We start from the raw sequence: 15,392 nt of genomic DNA, 5'->3' as shown, positions 1-15,392 counted from the left end.
TCTCTAGAGGGGTAAGCCAGCACAAACATGGCTTACCAAAACTCAAACAACGGAGAAACATCATGACTGCTACCACCCGCACCCTGTCCGCCACCGCCCTCGTTCTGGCCCTTGGTTCTGCGCTGAGCATGGCCGCTGTCTCCACCGTCCAGGCCGCCGAAAACAGCAACATGGAAAAATGTTTCGGCGTGGCTATGAAAGGTCATAACGATTGCGCAGCTGGCGCTGGCACCACGTGCGCAGGCACCGCGAAAACCGACTTCCAGCCCAACGCCTGGAAACTGGTTCCGAAAGGCACCTGCGCCACCACCGAAAGCAAGACCTCGCCGACCGGTTTCGGTCAGATGGAAGCCTTCAAAGCCAAAGCCTGATCCGCCTCCCAGCCTGAGTGTCGACCATGAACAATTCACCGTTCGGGCTGCCGCCCCGCGCCGGGCTGGGGCTCAAGACCGGGCACTTTCGTGAAGTGCTCGGTGCACAACCGGACATCGGTTTCTTCGAAGTCCACGCCGAAAACTACATGGTGGCCGGCGGCCCTTTTCATCACTATCTGGGGTTGATCCGTGAGCAGTATCCGCTGTCGCTGCATGGCGTTGGCCTGTCCATCGGTGCCGAAGGTCCGCTGGACCTTCAACACCTGCAACGCCTTGCCGAGCTGATCGAGCGCTATCAACCCCACTCCTTTTCCGAACACCTGGCCTGGTCCAGCCATGGCCCGGTGTTCCTCAATGACCTGCTGCCGCTGGCCTACGACAACGCCACGCTGAACCGCGTCTGCGAACACATCGATCAGGTGCAGACCACGCTCAAGCGCCCAATGCTGCTGGAGAATCCGGCGACGTACCTGGCGTTCAAGCGCTCGACGATCGATGAGGCCGACTTCATAAGCGAAGTCATTCGCCGCACCGGTTGCGGGTTGTTGCTGGACGTGAACAACGTCTACGTATCGTGCATCAATCATCAACGCGATCCTTTGGCCTACATCGACGCCCTGCCCCTTCGCGCCGTCGGTGAGATTCATCTGGCCGGATTTGCCGAAGACACCGACAGCCTCGGTGACCGTCTGCTGATCGACGATCACGGCGCGCCTATCGATAACGCCGTGTGGGCGCTGTACGTGCGTGTGCTGGAGCGCGTCGGTCCGATGGCGACGCTGATCGAACGCGACAACCAACTGCCCGCCTTTAGCGTGCTGCACGCCGAAGCGCGTCAGGCCGATGAGTTGTTGCTGTGCGCCGAGGTCCGGTCATGAGCAATCACGCCGATTTCGCGGCCGCCCTGCTCGATCCGGAACAGTCCTGCCCCGATGGATTATTCAGTGCCAATGGCGCCGATCCGGCCAGCCGTTTTGCGGTGTATCGCAACAATGTGCAGAGCTCGCTGATCAACGCACTTGCGGACAGTTACCCCGTGGTTTTGCAATTGGTTGGCGAAGAGTTCTTCCGCGCCATGGCCGGGATTTATGTGCAAAGCACCCCGCCCCGCTGCCCTTTGATGAATGGCTACGGCGATGATTTCGCAGCCTTCATCGAAGGCTTTGCGCCCGCCGCCAGCGTGCCTTATCTAGCCGATGTCGGCCGATTGGAGCGCCTGCGAGTCATGGCCTATCACGCGGCCGATGCGCAACCCGTGGACCATGAGCAGATCGCCGCAGCGCTCGCCGATCCGCAGGCCCTGAGCGAGCTCACCGTCGAACTTCACCCCTCCCTCAACCTGTTGAATTCAGCCTGTGCCGTGGTCGCGATCTGGGCTGCGCATCAACAGGACGCGACGCTGGCAGGAATTGATCTGAACCACGGACAGCACGCGTTGGTGCTGCGTAACGGTCTGGAGGTTGAGGTATTTGCCATCGATCAGGGTGCCAGCGCATTCATTCAGAACCTGCAAAACGGCCAGTCACTGATGCAGGCGCTGGAAGGAGCCCCGGCCTTCGACCTTAGCCAAACCCTGGCGCTGCTGATCAGCCGCAACGCCTTCACTCGTTTACACAACAACAAGGTATCGCCATGAACACCCGGTCTGAATCACAGAACCCCATCGCCCGCGCCATCGCGTTACTGGAGATGATCCCCCACAGCCTGATCGCCTTTATCGCGCGCTTCTCCATCGCCGCGGTGTTCTGGAAGTCCGGGCAAACCAAAGTCGAAGGCCTGGCCATCGACCTGTTTGACGGCTCCTTCCAGCTGGGCGTGCCACATCTGGCGGACTCGACCATCCCGCTATTCCAGAGTGAGTACCACGTGCCATTGCTGTCCCCGGAACTGGCGGCGCACCTGGCAGCCTTCGCCGAGCATTTCTTCCCTACGCTGATCCTGATCGGCTTCGCCACGCGGTTCTCGGCGCTGGCCCTGCTGGGCATGACCCTGACCATTCAATTGTTCGTGTACCCCGATGCTTATCCGACCCATGGCACTTGGGCTGCAGTGCTGCTGTACCTGATGGCCACCGGGCCGGGCAAGTTGTCGATCGATCACCTGATCGCCCGACATTTCGCCCGCTAACGCAGCCCCATGTAGCAGCTGCCGAAGGCTGCGTTCGAACGCGAAGCGGTCGCGAAATCCGGAAATGCGGTTTACCTGACAGACCGCAGCGACTGATTTCACGTCTGCTGCGCAGCCGAACGCAGCCTTCGGCAGCTGCTACAAAGTCAGTGCGAAGTCAAAGGCGCGCCAACGCCTCGCCGCTACGTTTGAACCAGCCAATCAGATAATCCGCCAACACTTGAGTGCGTTTCGGCAGCCCGCCCTGATACGGATGCACCAGGTACATCGGCATGCTCCGCGTCTGATAATCGCGCAGGAGCCAGCGCAATCGTCCGTCAGCCAATTCCGCTTGCAGCAGGTAAGAAGGCAACCGCGCAATGCCGGCGCCGGCCAGTGCCGCTTTTTTCAGCAGGTTGTAGTGATTGCTGGCAAACGGCCCCGAGACCCGCACCCGCAGCAATTCGTGCTGCTGGTGATAAAGCCATTCTTCGCGACCACTGTAATGGCTGTTGAGCAGGCAGCGATGCTCGGCCAACGCCTGGGGCGTCTGCGGCTCACCGTACTGTTCGAGATACGCCGGGCTGGCGCAGGTCATTTCGTGCCAGGCAAGCAGCGGTCGGGCAACCAGGCGCTCGTCATTACTGACATCAGAGCGAACCGCCAGATCAAACCCGTCGCGGGACAAATCACGGTAGCTGTTGCTCAGGTCCAACTCGATCTGCACGTCTGGATACTTACGGGAAAACTCCAGCAACAAGCCATCGAAGAACGTTTCCCCCAGCGATACCGGAACCGTCATGCGCACCGGCCCGGCCATGTCGTCCTTCAGACGCGCCAATGCCTGACGCGCCTTCTCGACTTGTACCACCAGCGCCTGAGCTTGCGGCAACAGCGCCGCGCCTGCCGCCGTCAAACTCAAACGGCGGGTAGTGCGCTGCAGTAAAACCACCGAGAACCGTGTTTCCAGCAGGCTGATGCGCTTGGACAACTGCCCCTTGCTGCAACCCAATTGTTGCGCCGCCAAGGTGAAACTGCCCGCTTCGATCAACACCGCGAACGCCGCCAGATCATCCATCTCGCTCATGGATTGTTTCCATTTGAAAACCAAAGGTTGCCTATTAGCGCGCTTATCAACGGAAAAAACCACTCTAGACTGCAACCTCGTTCAACCACTTCGAGGAACAGCACGATGAAAATTCTTTTGATAGGCGCAGGCGGCACCATCGGTTCAGCGGTCGACAAGGAGCTGTCCCAGCGTCACGACATCATCCGCATCGGCCGTAACAGCGGCGATTTCAACGTGGATATCAGCGACAGCGCCTCGATCCGCAAACTGTTCGAGAAAACCGGCAAGTTCGACGCCCTGGTCTGCGCTGCCGGTAACGTCACCTTCGCGCCGCTGGATGAAATGAGCGAAGAGAGTTTTGCGCTGGGCCTGAAAGACAAGCTGATGGGTCAGGTCAATCTGCTGCTGATCGGCCGTGAATTCGCCAATGACGGCGCCTCGTTCACCTTCACCACCGGCGTGCTCAGCCACGACCCGATTCGCAGCGGCGCCTCGGCGGCATTGGTCAATGGCGCGCTGGACAGTTTCGTTCGTGCGGCAGCCATCGAACTGCCTCGCGGCCTGCGGGTGAACTCGATCAGCCCCAACGTTCTGGTCGAAGCCATGGGCAGCTACGCGCCGTACTTCCGTGGCTACAAGCCGGTTCCCGCAGCAGATGTGGCATTGGCCTACGCCAAAAGCGTAGAGGGCCTACAGACCGGCCAGACCTTTCACGTCGGCTGATACACCACCCTCACTGTAGGAGCGAAGCTTGCTCGCGAAAGCGATGGGTCATTCACGACGATGCTGGATGTACTGGCCCCTTCGCGAGCAAGCTTTGCTCCTACAGGAGATCATCGCCGGGGTTGTGATGAACGGTCAGGCTGCGTAACGTGGCGGCACTTGTCTGGAGTGCCAAAGATGCGTGTTGCCCGTTCCTTAGTCCTTGTTGCCCTGCTTCCGTTGTTCGCCGCCTGCCAGTTGCTGGATGGCCCGCGTGAAAATGCCTCCCACGTGGGCCAGACCCGCATGCAGGGTCAGTTGACGGCGGCGGACGGCAAGTTGCTGTTCCAGCCGTGCAATGAGCAGCGCAGTTATGTGGTCAATGACACCGGCGGCACCAGCGTCCTGCAAGAGGCTGCGTCCCTCGCCGATGCTCAGGGCAAGCTGTTCGCCGATGTGCGTGGGAACATCGTTGCCGATAGCCGCCTGGACCTGGAGCAGCTGTACCGCGTCGAACGCTCGGGCACCGCGTGCGATGATCCCAATTTCAAACTGCTGATCCTGCGCGCCGCCGGCCACTCGCCCGAGTGGAACGTCAAGGTCAGTGGCAAAGGCATGGTCATCGACCGAGCCGGTCAGCCACCTCTGGCGGTGCCGTACGTTGAAGAACAGCTGGGCGATGGCCGTTTCAATCTCAGCACCGAAGCCAATAACCAGCACATCGAACTGTGGGTCGCGCCGCAACGTTGCGTCGACAGCACCACCGGCAGCGTCCAGCACATGAGCGCCGAGCTGCGCATCGATGGTCAGGTGCAACGCGGCTGTGGGTATTTCGGCGGCGCGCGTAACGACTGATCGTTTTTGCCTCACGGGACCGGCGTTTGGGGCTTATAATCGCCGCCTTCAAACGCCTTGGCGCAGTTGTGCGCCCCGCGAACCGGATCCTGTCATGTTACGAATCACTGAACTCAAGCTGCCGATCGACCATCCCGAAGAAGACCTGCGCCCTGCCATCGTGCAGCGCCTGGGCATCGCCAGCGATGACCTGCTCGATTTCACCTTGTTCAAGCGCAGCTACGATGCGCGAAAAAAGTCCTCTGAACTGTGCTTCATCTACACCATCGACCTCAACGTTCGCGATGAGGCCGCGGTGCTGCACTCGTTCGCCGATGACCGTAACGTCAACGTGGCGCCGGATGTCAGCTACAAGGTTGTCGGTCAGGCGCCGGCTGATCTTGAGCACCGTCCTGTTGTTGTGGGTTTCGGTCCGTGCGGGATTTTCGCCGGGCTGCTGCTCGCGCAGATGGGCTTCAAGCCGATCATCCTCGAACGCGGCACCGAAGTGCGTCAGCGCACTAAAGACACCTGGGGCCTGTGGCGTAAAAGCGTGCTCAACCCGGAATCCAATGTGCAATTTGGTGAAGGCGGCGCGGGAACGTTCTCCGACGGCAAGCTCTACAGCCAGATCAAAGACCCGAAATTCATCGGCCGCAAAGTCCTGCACGAGTTCGTCAAGGCCGGCGCACCGGAAGAAATCCTCTACGTCAGCAAACCGCACATCGGTACGTTCCGCCTGACCGGCGTTGTGGAGAACATGCGTGAGCAGATTCGTGCGCTGGGCGGCGAAGTACGCTTCCAGCAGCGGGTCACCGACGTGTTGATCGAGGACGGCCAACTGGTCGGCGTCGAGCTCAATGGCGGCGAACAGATCCATTCCAAACACGTAATTCTCGCCTTGGGCCACAGCGCCCGGGACACCTTCCGTATGCTCCACGGCCGTGGCGTGTTCATGGAAGCCAAGCCGTTCTCGGTGGGTTTCCGCATTGAACACCCGCAGTCGCTGATCGACCGCGCGCGCCTGGGCAAATACGCCGGCCACCCGAAACTCGGAGCCGCCGACTACAAACTGGTGCACCACGCCAAGAACGGCCGTTCGGTCTACAGCTTCTGCATGTGCCCGGGCGGCACCGTGGTGGCGGCGACGTCCGAGCCGGGCCGCGTGGTCACCAACGGCATGAGCCAATACTCGCGTAACGAGCGCAACGCCAACTCCGGGATCGTCGTCGGGATAACCCCGGAAGTCGATTACCCGGGCGGCCCGCTGGCGGGCATCGAGTTGCAGGAACGCCTGGAATCCCACGCCTTTGTACTGGGCGGCAGCAACTACGAAGCGCCAGCGCAATTGGTTGGCGATTTTATTGCGGGCAAGCCGTCCACCGAGTTGGGCAGCGTTGAACCGTCCTACAAACCAGGGGTTGCCTTGGGTGATCTGGCGCTGGCTCTGCCCGCGTTCGCGATTGAAGCGATTCGTGAAGCACTGCCCGCATTCGAGAAGCAGATTCGCGGCTACTCGCTGCACGACGCCGTGTTGACCGGGATCGAGACACGCACCTCGTCGCCGCTGCGGATTACCCGTAACGAGTCGATGCAGAGCCTGAACGTGAAGGGGTTGTTCCCGGCGGGTGAAGGCGCGGGTTATGCGGGCGGGATTCTGTCGGCGGGTGTCGACGGGATTCGGATTGCGGAAGCGGTTGCCCGCGACATCCTCGGCCTCGAGGCCTGATCGGCATTTCCTGAAACACCAAGAAACCCTGTAGGAGCGAGGCTTGCCCGCGAAGAAGTTGACGCAGTCTTCCTGAAAGACCGCATTATCGTTCTTCGCGGGCAAGCCTCGCTCCTACAAGGTCAGCGACTTAGATATTGGCGCGCAAAACGGTATCCGGCAACAGCTCACCACGCTCTACACTCGCCGCCACTACATCCATCAACCCACTCAACTCATACCCCTGGGCCTTGAGCCATTCCTGATCGTAATAGCTGGTCTCATAACGCTCGCCGCCATCACACAGAATCGCCACGATCGACCCCGACTCCCCCGCCGCTGCCATCTGCCCCGCCGCCATCAAGGCGCCAATCAGGTTGGTCCCGCTCGATCCGCCGACACGACGACCCAAATGCTGCGCCAGGTAATGCATGGCCGCCAGCGACAACGCGTCCGGTACCTTGACCATCGCGTCGATCACCTTGGGCAGGAACGACGCCTCGACCCGTGGCCGGCCAATGCCTTCAATCCGCGAGCCGTGATCCAGTCGCAAGCTGGCATCACCGGTCCTGTAGAAATCGAAGAACACCGAACGCTCGGCATCGGCGCACAACACGCGGGTGCAATGCTGGCGATAACGCACGTATCGACCGAGGGTCGCGGTGGTGCCGCCGGTGCCGGGGCTGGAAATCAGCCAGCTCGGTTCCGGATGCCGTTCGAAACGCATTTGCTGGAAGATCGATTCGGCGATGTTGTTGTTCGCCCGCCAGTCGGTGGCGCGTTCGGCGTAGGTGAACTGGTCGATGAAGTGGCCGTCGTGCTCGCGGGCCAGACGCTCGGACTCGGCGTAGATCTGCGTCGGATCGTCGACCAGATGACTCTTGCCGCCGTAAAAGGCGATCTGCGCGATTTTCTCTTTGGACGTGGTCGCCGGCATCACCGCAATGAACGGCAACCCCAGCAACCTGGCGAAGTAGGCCTCGGAAATCGCCGTCGAACCACTGGACGCTTCAATCACCGGAGCGCCAGGTTTGAGCCAGCCGTTACACAACGCATAGAGGAACAACGAGCGCGCCAAGCGGTGTTTGAGGCTGCCGGTGGGGTGGCTGGACTCATCCTTGAAATACAACTCGATGCCCGGGAAACCCGGGAGCGGCAAGGGGATCAGGTGGGTGTCGGCGCTGCGCTGGAAGTCGGCTTCGATGATCCGGATGGCTTCGCGGGCCCACTGTCGGTTGTCGCTCATGATGGTTTTCTCGTTGAATCAGGCAAGAGTCGGCCTTGTCGCAAGGCTCAACCAATAAGCTTAGGAAAAATCCCACGCCACGCACAGATACAGCTGAGGCCCAATACGTCTGGCAACTGCTAGGCTCAGGTCCGTGCCGGCCCTTCGCGTTGTAACGGCATATAACAAAAAAGAATATAACTTTTGTTTTAACAACTAACGGTACGGGTTAGGGTGTGCCACCTTTTTGTTTTTCGATGGAGAGCGACCTTGCCTCTGCGTAGCACTTTCACGCGTTTCTTTCAGTTGGAAGCTGCCAGCGGTCTGTTATTGATCGCTGCGGCAGCCCTGGCTTTGATCATCAACAACTCCCCGTTGTCGTGGCTTTACAGCAGTTTTCTGGACACGCCGGTGGTGGCGCAGGTCGGTGCGCTGCAAATCGCCAAACCGGCGCTGCTGTGGATCAACGACGGCCTGATGGCCCTGTTCTTCCTGCTGATCGGCCTGGAAGTGAAGCGCGAAGTCCTCGACGGTCAGCTGTCGAAACCTTCGCAAATCGTCCTGCCCGGCGCGGCAGCGATTGGCGGCATGGTCGTTCCGGCGCTGCTCTACTGGTTTTTGAATCGCGACGACCCGGCCGCCCTGAGTGGCTGGGCCATCCCGATGGCCACCGACATCGCCTTCGCCCTCGGCGTCCTCGCCCTGCTGGGCAAGCGCGTGCCGGTGTCGCTGAAACTGTTCCTGATGACCCTCGCGATCATCGACGACCTCGGCGCCATCATCGTCATTGCGATCTTCTATTCCGGCACGCTGTCGACCCTTTCCCTGGCATTGGCCGCAACTTGCATCGTCGCGCTGATCGCGATGAACCGGCTCGGCGTGGTCAAGCTTGGGCCGTACATGATCATCGGTTTGATCCTCTGGGTCTGCGTGCTCAAGAGCGGTGTCCACGCGACGCTGGCCGGTGTGACCCTGGCGTTCTGCATTCCATTGCGCACGAAAAACGCCGAACCGTCGCCGCTGCTGGCCCTCGAACACGCCCTGCATCCCTGGGTGGCCTACGGCATCCTGCCGCTGTTCGCCTTCGCCAACGCCGGCCTGTCCTTGAGCGGCGTGACCATGGAAAGCTTCACCCACCCTGTGCCGATGGGCATCGCCGTTGGCCTGTTGCTGGGCAAGACGCTCGGTGTGTTCGGCCTGACCTGGCTGGCCGTGAAAATCGGCATCGCCGCCCTGCCCCAAGGTGCCAACTGGGGTCAGGTGCTGGGTGTGGCGATCCTCTGCGGGATCGGCTTTACCATGAGCCTGTTTGTCGGCTCCCTGGCCTTCGTGCCCGGCGCCAGTGAATACGCAGGGATGGACCGGATGGGCATTTTGACCGGTTCGATTCTCGCGGCCTTGATCGGTTATGCGGTGACGGCGGCAGCGAGTCGCAAGCGCACCGCGCTGCAGTCCTGAGTGATAGAGAACACTCTTAACGACATTCAGGATTCGTCCTACAGCCACGATTAGCCCCGTTCGTTAACGTCGCACAGTCCCTTTCTGGGGGCTGCCGACGTACGAACGCAAGGAAGATCAGTGGCTGGCAACAAGGAAATCCCCAGGGTTAAAAACCCGCCGTCCGGCGACGGACATTACGTCACTCACCGCTTCATGACGGCCACCGAACTGGCCGAACGGGACGCCCGACAAAACGCTTACGATGCGATGCTCGCCAGGCAAGACGCCTTCGAGCGCAGCCGTGAGGTCGTCGCAAAAAAGAACGAATCCGTTCGTGCCGGATGCGTCTTCGCCAAGTCCTGCAGGCTGCCGGACGCCATCATCGATTACTCGAATCCTTCGGGCATGGTGCCCACCGACAGCCTCAAGGATTACGGCGAAGTCGCCTGGCTCGGCGCCCGTGAAGCAGACGATGCCGGGCTGCTGAATCTCGAAACCATCAGCGGCAGTACCGTCTCGCTTGGCATTGGCCGACTTGCACTGAGTGCCCCGGCGCTCGCTGTTCCGGTCGCCGCAATCGGCGTTGCCGGGGCCACCGCATTGGCCACTGTGGTCGCGCTGTTCTGGACGCCAAGCCTGGGCGACAGTGCGCTCTATACCGAAGATCAGTTGCGCGCCTTGAAACAGGCCAGGACTCGCGTTCGTCTACAGGTTGAGCAACAGGCTGACGGCCGTCTCAAGGGGTATGGCTTCTACACCGGCAAGAACCGCGGTTGGGAATTGGTTGATGTTGTGCAGTTCACGTTGCGCGGCAGCCAGCAGGTGGCGGATCTGGGGGATGGGTTTGAGCTGATCTGGACACCGGCTGTGGATGGTTCAGACATTCTCGGGATTCCAGCGCTGGAGGCTGCACCGCAAGCGCCGCATATTTGGGTGTATCCGCCTACGCCAGCGGCAGACGGGATTATTGTGAATCCGGTGTATCCGCCTGAGTACAAGGATTTCATTCTTGTGTTTCCGGTGGGTTCGGGGATAAAGCCGGTTTACATTGTTGTCAACGTCCGAAATGGAGATCACGAATACTACCCGCCACCTGAAGTACTTCCCGCCTACCCAGATGCGAAGGTCGCGAGTCGTAAAACACCAGTTTTAGGTGGCGGAGCGCTTCGTAAACGATGGAAAACGGCAAAAGGGCTAATTTTGGAATGGGACTCTATGCATGGTGCGATCGAGATGTATGACGCTAGAGGCAAACACATCGGGGAGTTCGATCCAAATACAGGTGAGCAGACGCCTAAATCAAAAAACAAAAAGTCCAAGAAGAAGGTAAGGAGGGTTGAACCTTGAGATATCTAGTAGAAGCTTTTGACAAAAAAACGGAATTCCAAGCCTTTGTCATTGAGCTACCACACGGTTGCGATGAGCAAGTCAAAACCATCATGGGCTGGACTGAAGATCAGCAAGGCTGGGAAGGCTATAACCTTTCCCAGATGCAACTATCAGCGATCGAACGACTGATAGGAAAGTCCATCCACGACACGGACCATTACTTCCAACTTACGTGCAACGTGTGATGCAACAGATACCCCCGACATCCTCAAGAAATACTTATGGGACGACGATGGGATTAAAACTAAGGCTGGAATGGTTTGACAAGCCAACGGAAAATTTTCAGGGCGAGGAGTTCTCTGATGATCTGGGCGATGATGAATCAGTACTCAATGCCCTCGGAATCCCTGTAGAGAACAACATCAACAACGGAGGTTTTAATGTTGGTAGCCAATGGGTCGCCATCATCCAGCCTTACTTTCGCCACACGATTGAAATCACCGATTCGGACTACCAAATCTCTTTTGACTACCGCGAAAATTGGTAATCGAACAAGTACGCTGGCGGCAATGGGTAAAGGCAGCAGACACAAAAAACCCCAACCAGTCACCCGGTCGGGGTTTTCTTTTACCGCTCGTTCCCGCTTAGTGCGAAACGCGGCTAGTCCCATCTACAGTAGCAATCCGCACCCGCTCGCCCACACGGAACACTTCATTCTCCTGAACCTGCTGCACATAGGCGCGCATGCTGCCGTCGTCTTCGCGAACGGTGATTTCGACGCCCTGTGTGCGGGTCAGGCCTTCTTCGGTGGCCGAACCGAGCAGGCCGCCAGCGACGGCGCCGATGACCGCTGCGACAATACTGCCTTTACCGCCGCCGATGGCGCTACCGCCGACACCGCCGACCACTGCGCCCGCTGCGCCGCCAATCGGGGTCTTGGTGCCTTCGATTTTCACCGGACGCAGGGATTCGATGGTGCCCATGCGAACGGTCTGCACACGACGCGCTTCGTCACGGGAGTAGGAGTCACCGGTCAGGCTCGATTGGCAGCCGGTGAGCAACATCGCCATCGTGGAAAAGGAAGCAACCAGCAGAACAGACTTACGCATAGCATCAACTCCAAAGGACAGGTATTCATTAAACTCCGCTGCATGACGCCTGTCACGGCATCGCACGGATAAAATTGGTTTCATTCAGGCCCGGTACAGGGGCCTCAGAACTCACCACACAGTAGCGGCAAATTGAAAAATCTGCGCCACCGACCCAAGGATTTTCATGGATTACTTCATCATTGTTGTCACCACTGTCGCCGGTTTGTACTTCCACGGGTGGCTGTACGTGCGGATCAAACGCTGGATGGACCGCGATCTGGCGTTGGCACTGGCGGGTAAGGACGAGCAGAAAAAAGCGTTCATGCTCGAGCAACTGGCAAGTGCTCAGGCGCAGAAGATCAAGCGCCGGGACCTGCCCAGTGGCTTGAAGCCGCTGCGGCGGGCTATCCCGATCGGTAGACTGCTTAAGGTGCCAGACGTTCAAGAATCCAGTCGGCGCCTTGCTGACGGTAGTTGAGGCGATCGTGCAGGCGGCTCGAACGGCCTTGCCAGAACTCGATGCGCTCGGGTAGCAAGCGGTAACCGCCCCAGTGTTCCGGGCAGTGCGGTTGAGTGTCGCTGAAACGTTGCTCGGTGTTTTTGAGCAGCGCTTCCAGTTCAGCGCGATCGGCAATCACTCGGCTCTGGGGCGAAGCCCAGGCACCGAGACGACTGCCCAGCGGGCGGACCTGAAAATAGGCGTCGGACTCTTCAGCCGTGACCTTCACCACCTGCCCTTCAATGCGCACCTGACGCTCCAGGGTCGGCCAGAAAAACGTCATGGCGGCGAACGGGTTCGCCGCCAGATGCTGGCCTTTGGCGCTGTCGTAGTTGGTGAAGAAGGTGAAGCCCTCCTCGTCCAGGCCCTTGAGCAGCAGAATGCGGCAATGCGGCCGACCGTCCTGATCGACCGTGGCCAGGGTCATGGCATTGGCCTCCACCGGCGGTTGCTCGGTTTTCACCGCGTCGGCAAACCACTGATGGAACAGCCCGAACGGCTCGGCCGGGGCTTGCGCCTCGGTCAGGCCATCACGGGTGTAGTCGCGACGCATATCAGCCAGGCCCTGGGTCATGGCGCATTCCTTTTGGTTAACGAATTACTTTTTGTCTGCATCGGCGGCAACGACTTTCTTGTCAGCCGCTGCGGCTTTGGCTGGCGCCGTTTTTTTCGCAGGTGTTGCCGTTTTAGCCGGTGTTTTCTTCGCTGGAGCCTTGGCCGCTTTCTTGGCCGGGGCTTTTTTCGCGGCAGGTACATCCGCTTTCTTCGCGGCTGGCGCAGGAGTAACCGGCTTGACCACTGGCTTGACGTCTTGGGCAGCAACCAACTTCACTGGCGCCGGAGCCGGCATGTTGTACTTGCTCAGCAACGCGACCATGGTGTTTTGCGGAGTGACCAGCAATTCCACACGACGGTTCAAGGCACGACCTTCATTGCTGTCGTTGGCAGCACGCGGAGCTTCGCCACCCATGCCGCGCAGCATCAGACGATCACGCTGTAAACCGCTGAGGCGGAAGATCGCGGCCACGGCCTGGGCACGCTCCTGGCTCAATTTCACGTTGGCCGGTGCGGCGCCCGAGGTATCGCTGTGGCCGAGCACCAGCACGGCAGTCTTTGGATCGACTTCAAGGATTTTCGCGACGCGAGTGAACGGGCCGAGGGTCACCGGCAGCAACATGGCTGGACGGTCCGGGTTGAACGAGCCCTCTACCGGAGCGATAACCACCAACACGTTTTCACGGCGCTCAAGTTTCAGGTTGCTGTCCTTGATCGCGTCGCGCAGGCGCGGCTCGTAATCGTCGAGCCAGGCCTGGGTGACTTTAGGATCCGGCATCGGCACGGCTTTGGCGGTCGGTTGTTCTTTACCACCGAACGGCCACCACCATTTGCCACCGGCATCGGCTTCAGCCTTGGCGACTTCGACAGCTTTGGCTTCAGGCTTTGCTTCAGGTTTTACTTCTGGCTTTTTGTCGACCGCTTCGTCGGAACCGAACGGCCAGTACCATGGGCTGGAGCTTTCAGCCTTGGCCACTGGAGCGGTGACGGCAGGCTTCAGCGGTGCGGGAGCCGGAGTCGGGGCCGGGGCGGAATCTTTAGCGGCGACTTTGTCGGAGGAGCCGAACGGCCACCAGCTGCTGCCATCCGAATCACTTTGTGGAGTCTGTGCACAACCGGTGATAGCGACGCACAGGGCCAAGGCAAGGGTGGTTTTATTGAATGACATTGGATATCCACAAAAATGAAATCATAAAAAATCAGGCCGGCATGACCCGGATAAACAGACGCTTGGAAACCATAAAGGCCTTCGGGTTCCGGCCCTGGGGCCCGTGAGTGCGTTTTACAGACAAGTGGCCAGTACTCGCGCAAGTTTCTGCGCGCGTGGATCCATCAAGACGTACGGCCCCAGGGTATTTGTCACAAAACCGAAGGCCACATCGTGTTCCGGGTCAGCAAAACCGATGGAGCCGCCAGCGCCCGGATGGCCGAATGCCCGCGGGCCGAGGCCGTAGGTCGCATTCGGAACATCCGGTTGATCGAGCATGCAACCCAGGCCAAAACGGGTCCGGGTCAATAAAGTCTTGTCTTCGCCAAGGCTGTGTTCGCGGGTCAGCTCCTCGAGCATTTCGCTTTCCAGCAGGCTGCCGTCGAGCAGTCCGGCGTAGAAACCAGCGAGGCTACGGGCGTTACCGTGGCCATTGGCGGCCGGTTGTTGCATCCGGCGCCATTCGGGTTTGTTGGTGCTGGTCATGATCGACGGCGGGTTGGTGAAGGCCCGGGTGGTCATGGCGGTCGGTTCACGCATGGTCACTTGCAGCAAACGCTGGGCCGCGGCATCGCCGACATTGCCCTTGCCACGGGCGATGTGCGCCACGCGGTGGAACTCTTCGTCCGCCAGGCCAACGTGAAAATCCAGCCCCAGAGGCTTCGCGACCCGTGCCACAATCGATGCACCCGGTCCACGACCGTCGACACGACGCAGCAACTCGCCCACCAGCCAGCCGTAGGTGATCGCCGCGTACCCGTGGCCTTCACCCGGTGCCCACCACGGCGTTTCAGCGGCCAGGGCATCGACCATGGTGTACCAGTCGTAAAGCGCTTCGGGCGCCAGCAACTCGCGCAGCGCCGGCAGACCGGCCTGATGGCAGAGCAACTGGCGCAAGGTGACGGATTCTTTGCCGGCGGCGGCAAATTCGGGCCAGTAGCGAACCACCGGGGCATCCAGTTGCAGCTTGCCTTCGGCCACCAATTGCAGGGCCGTGACCGCGGTAAAGGTCTTGGTGCAGGAGAACAGGTTGGCGATGGTGTCGCTGTGCCAGGCTTCAAGGCCATCCTTGTCGGCGGTACCGGCCCAGAGGTCGAGGACGGTTTCGCCACCGACCCGGATGCACAATGCCGCGCCACGTTCCTGAGGATCGTCGAACAGCGCCGCGAAAGCTTCGCGTACCGCTTCGAACTTAAGCTCGTAATGACCCTGAATCTGCACCCGCAACTCCCCGAATTCTATAAAGTGGCCCG

At 59.9% G+C, this 15,392-nt stretch carries 17 protein-coding genes and 1 pseudogene; 12 read left to right on the top strand and 6 right to left on the bottom strand.

Annotated elements, in window-relative coordinates:
• Positions 1–62 precede the first annotated feature (62 nt).
• From ACYZT6_RS04580 to ACYZT6_RS04565, 4 genes are read left to right on the top strand one after another with little or no spacing between them, the layout of a single operon-like run.
• Positions 63–371: a BufA1 family periplasmic bufferin-type metallophore gene (locus ACYZT6_RS04580; protein WP_462025908.1), complete on the top strand. Its 309-nt coding sequence runs from the start codon at positions 63–65 to the stop codon at positions 369–371.
• 26 nt (positions 372–397) lie between these two features.
• On the top strand, positions 398–1,252 hold the full coding sequence (gene bufB, locus ACYZT6_RS04575; RefSeq protein ID WP_462025907.1) for an MNIO family bufferin maturase: 855 nt from the start codon (positions 398–400) through the stop codon (positions 1,250–1,252).
• Entirely contained in the window at positions 1,249–2,010 is a 762-nt protein-coding gene (locus tag ACYZT6_RS04570; RefSeq protein ID WP_462025906.1) for an HvfC/BufC N-terminal domain-containing protein, read from the top strand. Before bufB ends, ACYZT6_RS04570 begins: the two co-directional genes overlap by 4 nt.
• The gene (locus tag ACYZT6_RS04565) at positions 2,007–2,501 is read left to right on the top strand and encodes a DoxX family protein (RefSeq protein WP_462025905.1); all 495 of its coding nucleotides are present in this window, start codon (positions 2,007–2,009) and stop codon (positions 2,499–2,501) included. The genes ACYZT6_RS04570 and ACYZT6_RS04565 overlap by 4 nt, the downstream gene beginning before the upstream one ends.
• Positions 2,502–2,658: 157 nt before the next feature.
• Here ACYZT6_RS04565 and ACYZT6_RS04560 read toward each other — a convergent pair whose 3' ends face one another.
• Entirely contained in the window at positions 2,659–3,567 is a 909-nt protein-coding gene (locus ACYZT6_RS04560; RefSeq protein WP_462025904.1) for a LysR family transcriptional regulator, read from the bottom strand.
• A 105-nt stretch (positions 3,568–3,672) separates the two neighbouring features.
• Between ACYZT6_RS04560 and ACYZT6_RS04555 the strand changes: the two genes are divergently transcribed.
• The 3 genes from ACYZT6_RS04555 to ACYZT6_RS04545 all read left to right on the top strand — a co-directional run bounded on the left by ACYZT6_RS04555 (position 3,673) and on the right by ACYZT6_RS04545 (position 6,814).
• Positions 3,673–4,272: a short chain dehydrogenase gene (locus tag ACYZT6_RS04555; protein ID WP_462025903.1), complete on the top strand. Its 600-nt coding sequence runs from the start codon at positions 3,673–3,675 to the stop codon at positions 4,270–4,272.
• A 177-nt stretch (positions 4,273–4,449) separates the two neighbouring features.
• Complete coding sequence (locus ACYZT6_RS04550; protein WP_462025902.1) at positions 4,450–5,106, top strand: COG3650 family protein; 657 nt, start codon at positions 4,450–4,452, stop codon at positions 5,104–5,106.
• Between the two features lie 94 nt (positions 5,107–5,200).
• Complete coding sequence (locus tag ACYZT6_RS04545) at positions 5,201–6,814, top strand: NAD(P)/FAD-dependent oxidoreductase (protein WP_462025901.1); 1,614 nt, start codon at positions 5,201–5,203, stop codon at positions 6,812–6,814.
• A gap of 130 nt (positions 6,815–6,944) precedes the next feature.
• On the opposite strand, the gene ACYZT6_RS04540 is transcribed toward ACYZT6_RS04545, so the two are convergent.
• Positions 6,945–8,042 carry a PLP-dependent cysteine synthase family protein gene (locus ACYZT6_RS04540; RefSeq protein WP_462029908.1) on the bottom strand — a complete coding sequence of 366 codons (1,098 nt, stop codon included), beginning with the start codon at positions 8,040–8,042 and terminating at the stop codon, positions 6,945–6,947.
• A gap of 246 nt (positions 8,043–8,288) precedes the next feature.
• On the opposite strand from ACYZT6_RS04540, the gene nhaA reads away from it, so the two are divergent.
• From nhaA to ACYZT6_RS04520, 4 genes are all read left to right on the top strand, one after another.
• Positions 8,289–9,476, top strand: coding sequence for a Na+/H+ antiporter NhaA (nhaA, locus tag ACYZT6_RS04535; protein ID WP_462025900.1), 1,188 nt, complete (start codon positions 8,289–8,291; stop codon positions 9,474–9,476).
• 120 nt (positions 9,477–9,596) lie between these two features.
• The gene (locus ACYZT6_RS04530; RefSeq protein WP_462025899.1) at positions 9,597–10,805 is read left to right on the top strand and encodes a colicin E3/pyocin S6 family cytotoxin; all 1,209 of its coding nucleotides are present in this window, start codon (positions 9,597–9,599) and stop codon (positions 10,803–10,805) included.
• Complete coding sequence (locus ACYZT6_RS04525) at positions 10,802–11,032, top strand: DUF7683 domain-containing protein (protein WP_462025898.1); 231 nt, start codon at positions 10,802–10,804, stop codon at positions 11,030–11,032. Before ACYZT6_RS04530 ends, ACYZT6_RS04525 begins: the two co-directional genes overlap by 4 nt.
• A gap of 47 nt (positions 11,033–11,079) precedes the next feature.
• Positions 11,080–11,334 (top strand): colicin E3-like toxin immunity protein, encoded by a 255-nt coding sequence (locus ACYZT6_RS04520; protein ID WP_462025897.1) that lies wholly within the window; start codon positions 11,080–11,082, stop codon positions 11,332–11,334.
• Positions 11,335–11,431: 97 nt separating this feature from the next.
• Here ACYZT6_RS04520 and ACYZT6_RS04515 read toward each other — a convergent pair whose 3' ends face one another.
• Complete coding sequence (locus ACYZT6_RS04515; RefSeq protein ID WP_084321772.1) at positions 11,432–11,896, bottom strand: outer membrane lipoprotein; 465 nt, start codon at positions 11,894–11,896, stop codon at positions 11,432–11,434.
• Between the two features lie 166 nt (positions 11,897–12,062).
• Here ACYZT6_RS04515 and ACYZT6_RS04510 point away from each other — a divergent pair.
• Positions 12,063–12,298 (top strand): annotated as a pseudogene (locus ACYZT6_RS04510) (hypothetical protein).
• Positions 12,299–12,303: 5 nt separating this feature from the next.
• Here the strand turns inward: ACYZT6_RS04510 and pdxH are convergent.
• The 3 genes from pdxH to ACYZT6_RS04495 form a co-directional block, all read right to left on the bottom strand.
• Positions 12,304–12,951 (bottom strand): pyridoxamine 5'-phosphate oxidase, encoded by a 648-nt coding sequence (pdxH, locus tag ACYZT6_RS04505; RefSeq protein WP_462025896.1) that lies wholly within the window; start codon positions 12,949–12,951, stop codon positions 12,304–12,306.
• Positions 12,952–12,975: 24 nt separating this feature from the next.
• Positions 12,976–14,100 carry an OmpA family protein gene (locus tag ACYZT6_RS04500; protein WP_462025895.1) on the bottom strand — a complete coding sequence of 375 codons (1,125 nt, stop codon included), beginning with the start codon at positions 14,098–14,100 and terminating at the stop codon, positions 12,976–12,978.
• Positions 14,101–14,214: 114 nt separating this feature from the next.
• Positions 14,215–15,360 (bottom strand): serine hydrolase domain-containing protein, encoded by a 1,146-nt coding sequence (locus tag ACYZT6_RS04495; protein ID WP_462025894.1) that lies wholly within the window; start codon positions 15,358–15,360, stop codon positions 14,215–14,217.
• Between the last annotated feature and the right edge of the window lie 32 nt (positions 15,361–15,392).

The sequence above is a fragment of the Pseudomonas sp. RT6P73 genome (genome assembly GCF_054897715.1).
This window is presented reverse-complemented; position numbering and strand designations above follow the sequence as displayed.

Excerpts from the sequence above, each read along its gene's own strand:
- ACYZT6_RS04550 (WP_462025902.1), top strand. The coding sequence starts at position 4,450 with ATGCGTGTTGCCCGTTCCTTAGTCCTTGTTGCCCTGCTTCCGTTGTTC.
- ACYZT6_RS04560 (WP_462025904.1), bottom strand. The coding sequence starts at position 3,567 with ATGAGCGAGATGGATGATCTGGCGGCGTTCGCGGTGTTGATCGAAGCG.
- ACYZT6_RS04500 (WP_462025895.1), bottom strand. The coding sequence starts at position 14,100 with ATGTCATTCAATAAAACCACCCTTGCCTTGGCCCTGTGCGTCGCTATC.
- ACYZT6_RS04580 (WP_462025908.1), top strand. The coding sequence starts at position 63 with ATGACTGCTACCACCCGCACCCTGTCCGCCACCGCCCTCGTTCTGGCC.
- ACYZT6_RS04515 (WP_084321772.1), bottom strand. The coding sequence starts at position 11,896 with ATGCGTAAGTCTGTTCTGCTGGTTGCTTCCTTTTCCACGATGGCGATG.
- bufB (WP_462025907.1), top strand. The coding sequence starts at position 398 with ATGAACAATTCACCGTTCGGGCTGCCGCCCCGCGCCGGGCTGGGGCTC.
- ACYZT6_RS04520 (WP_462025897.1), top strand. The coding sequence starts at position 11,080 with ATGGGATTAAAACTAAGGCTGGAATGGTTTGACAAGCCAACGGAAAAT.
- ACYZT6_RS04570 (WP_462025906.1), top strand. The coding sequence starts at position 1,249 with ATGAGCAATCACGCCGATTTCGCGGCCGCCCTGCTCGATCCGGAACAG.
- pdxH (WP_462025896.1), bottom strand. The coding sequence starts at position 12,951 with ATGACCCAGGGCCTGGCTGATATGCGTCGCGACTACACCCGTGATGGC.
- ACYZT6_RS04565 (WP_462025905.1), top strand. The coding sequence starts at position 2,007 with ATGAACACCCGGTCTGAATCACAGAACCCCATCGCCCGCGCCATCGCG.
- ACYZT6_RS04555 (WP_462025903.1), top strand. The coding sequence starts at position 3,673 with ATGAAAATTCTTTTGATAGGCGCAGGCGGCACCATCGGTTCAGCGGTC.
- ACYZT6_RS04545 (WP_462025901.1), top strand. The coding sequence starts at position 5,201 with ATGTTACGAATCACTGAACTCAAGCTGCCGATCGACCATCCCGAAGAA.